Source organism: Pseudomonas meliae, assembly GCF_001400515.1.
In the GTDB taxonomy this organism is placed as follows: Bacteria; Pseudomonadota; Gammaproteobacteria; order Pseudomonadales; family Pseudomonadaceae; genus Aquipseudomonas; species Aquipseudomonas amygdali.
Map to the genome: position 1 here is coordinate 1,043 of NZ_LJQT01000384.1, position 2,854 is coordinate 3,896.

The following is a 2,854-nucleotide window of genomic DNA, read 5'->3' on the forward strand; positions in this document are numbered from 1 at the left end:
GCCGAGCCGATCCTGCGTGGCGGCGGTCCTGCAGATTACTTCCAGCTTGGGCCGGAAGCGCTGTTCAAGATGTTTCGCCCAGGCGCCTGATCAGGAATCGCCCCATACAGGCTCGCCCTCGGCATCAATGTCGATCAGCCGCTGCAGCTCCTGTACAGCGGCCAGGTCGGCATCATCGGCGGTCTTGAATTTCTGATCCGGCAGCAGCGCATGAAAGCGCGGCGCTCCGCCTGCACCCAGCGCCTTGATGGCAATTGCCGCGTTGTACCCCTGCTCGGAAGGAATGACTGCCGACACCACTTCAAACCCGTTGTATTCCTTGCGTGCCATGCGTATGAACCCTTCTCATAAATCAAAGCGCGAATTCTAACGCGTCTTCCAGGGCATTCGTCACGCAGCAAACGCAGATGATGACTACCGACGCAAACTCCAACCTTGTCCTACACTTTAATCAGTTCTTTCAAACTGCTCTGTAGCCGAGGTAAGGAGTGCGTCATGAAAGTCAGAACAAGAAAATGCATGGTTGTCGTCGGTGCTCTAGCGGTCCTGGCGGTATACACCGCAGGGGCCTATCGTAACGAGCTGGCTCGTCAGGCCCCACAGGTCGCCAGTTGCACGTTTGGCCATTGCGTGCCGACCGACGCAACCTTCAGCGCCTTGCGATGACGCTTGTGTAGCGTGAATTGCGTCATCGTTCAGCAAAGGCAGCTATCGATTAGCAAGCTATCGGATTAGACTGGTCAGACTTTCCCGCCTCACTTGCGGCGGGTCAACACTGCCATCAGGTTTTGCCTTGACCAGTCTTACTCAAACGCCTCCGGCCATTCGCAGCATTCTGTTCGCGTTGATGATGGCGGTATTGCTCAGCGCTCTGGATCAGACCATCGTTGCTGTTTCGATGCCTGCCATTTCCGCCCAGTTCAGGGACATCGATCTGCTGGCGTGGGTCATTTCCGCGTATATGGTTTCACTGACCGTTGCAGTGCCGATCTACGGCAAGCTGGGCGATCTTTACGGACGGCGTAAACTGATGCTGTTCGGCTTGGGGCTTTTCACCCTCGCCTCGCTGTTCTGTGGCATGGCGCAGAGCATGGAACAACTGGTGCTGGCGCGCGTCCTTCAAGGCATCGGTGCAGGCGGTATGGTTTCGGTAAGCCAGGCAATCATCGCCGACATTGTTCCGCCTCGTGAGCGGGGCCGCTACCAAGGCTACTTCAGCAGCATGTACGCCGTGGCCAGCGTCGCAGGCCCGGTCTTGGGCGGCTTGATGACCGAATACCTGTCCTGGCGCTGGGTGTTCCTGATTAATCTGCCCTTGGGAGCAGCCGCGCTGATCGTCGCATATCGAACCCTGGTCGGCCTGCCAGTGCCGCAGCGCAAACCGATTATCGACTACCTGGGTACGGTGCTGATGATCATCGGCCTGACCGCGCTGCTGCTGGGAATTACCGAAATTGGGCAGGGGCATGGTCTGGGCGATTTCGAGGTTCAGTTGTTACTGGGCACCGCCCTGCTGACGCTGGGCATTTTCGTCTGGTACGAACGCCGTGCCGCCGAGCCCCTGTTGCCCATGCACCTGTTCACCAATAAAAGTGCCATGCTTTGCTGGTGCACGGTGTTCTTTACCAGTTTTCAGGCTATTTCCCTGATTGTCCTGATGCCGTTGCGTTACCAGACCGTCACCGGTGGCGGTGCAGACAGTGCCGCCCTGCACCTGCTTCCGCTGGCGATCGGCATGCCGATGGGTGCCTATTTCGCCGGGCGACGCACCGCGCAAACCGGGCGCTACAAACCGCTTATTCTGACCGGGGCGTTGCTGATGCCCATCGCGATTCTGGGCATGGCCTTTACGCCTCCCCAATCGCTGATAGCGATGAGCCTGTTCATGGTCCTTACCGGCATGCAGTTCCCCACCTCATTGGTCGGCACCCAAAACTCGGTTCAGCCAAGGGATATGGGCGTGGCCACCAGCACAACCAATCTGTTCCGCTCGCTGGGGGGTGCAGTAGGCGTGGCATTGATGTCGGCGCTGCTACTGGCTATGTTGCAGCATACCGGTGTCGGCCTGCTCGGCTCGGGAGCACTGGGTGGCGAAGGCAGCTCCGGTAATGTCCTGCTCGACAGCCTTAATGCAGCAACCGGACCGGCACTGGAAACACTGCGAGCCGAACTGGCGCTGACCTTCAGAAACCTGCTGATCACCAGTGCGGCCATTTCGCTGCTCGGCCTTGCCGCAGCAGTAGCAATGCCCAATACGCTATTGCGGGGCCGGGATTAGCTCGACGCGCTGAATCAGGAAGGCATGCCGGCCCAAAACCACTGGGTTTTCTTGCTTTTTATATGGTTGAACGCCGGCATGAGTTCACCTTCGTCGAAATGTCGACGAGAGCCAAACTGTGCGCTGCTGAACCAGCAGCCTGATCGAGGGCATGCCTGCCCCGCATCAACTGGCGGCAGCGGTTTTTCATCAAATCGCGCATACCATTGCGCAGTGGTTTCCTCGGTAAAGCCGATACCGGGAGCAAGGTAGGGATGAAGGTTGCCGGTGTCCTGCAGGCGAACCGGTTTGATCATCCGGTTGACCGTCACATAGGGTTGCGGCGGTGGCAGGCCTCGACCACCCAATTCAGGCACCGCACCCGCCCGAATGATCAACCCGTTGCGATAGCTATGGAACACGATGTCGCTGTGCGCGCTCATCTCGCCCCGCAATCTGTCGCTCCCTCCCAGCTGCCTGACAAACCCTTCGCCCAGCACCGTGTACCAACTGACGCCCTTTATACGGTCCAGCAAACGCAGGCTTTCAATGTGCGGACCGGGATCGACCATCAACCCTATGGATTCTCCGATCAAG

Annotated in this window: 4 protein-coding genes and 1 pseudogene; 3 read left to right on the plus strand and 2 right to left on the minus strand. The window is 58.5% G+C overall.

The annotated features are described in order from the left end of the window. Positions 1-90 (plus strand): annotated as a pseudogene (locus tag ALO64_RS26420) (flavin reductase family protein); the annotation flags it as partial. Here the strand turns inward: ALO64_RS26420 and ALO64_RS17975 are convergent. Then, positions 91-330, minus strand: coding sequence for a hypothetical protein (locus ALO64_RS17975; protein ID WP_002554955.1), 240 nt, complete (start codon positions 328-330; stop codon positions 91-93). Positions 331-495: 165 nt separating this feature from the next. Here ALO64_RS17975 and ALO64_RS25730 point away from each other — a divergent pair, with 165 nt between their 5' ends. After that, positions 496-666, plus strand: coding sequence for a hypothetical protein (locus tag ALO64_RS25730; RefSeq protein ID WP_004664028.1), 171 nt, complete (start codon positions 496-498; stop codon positions 664-666). A gap of 109 nt (positions 667-775) precedes the next feature. Next, positions 776-2,278, plus strand: a complete 1,503-nt coding sequence (locus tag ALO64_RS17980) for an MDR family MFS transporter (RefSeq protein ID WP_408002916.1) — start codon at positions 776-778, stop codon at positions 2,276-2,278. Between the two features lie 14 nt (positions 2,279-2,292). Here ALO64_RS17980 and ALO64_RS17985 read toward each other — a convergent pair. After that, positions 2,293-2,854 (minus strand): type VI immunity family protein (locus tag ALO64_RS17985; protein WP_157058672.1); only part of this gene is annotated, 562 nt, incomplete at its 5' end.

Coding starts and splice junctions, on each gene's coding strand:
- ALO64_RS17975 (WP_002554955.1), bottom strand. CDS start 330: ATGGCACGCAAGGAATACAACGGGTTTGAAGTGGTGTCGGCAGTCATT.
- ALO64_RS25730 (WP_004664028.1), top strand. CDS start 496: ATGAAAGTCAGAACAAGAAAATGCATGGTTGTCGTCGGTGCTCTAGCG.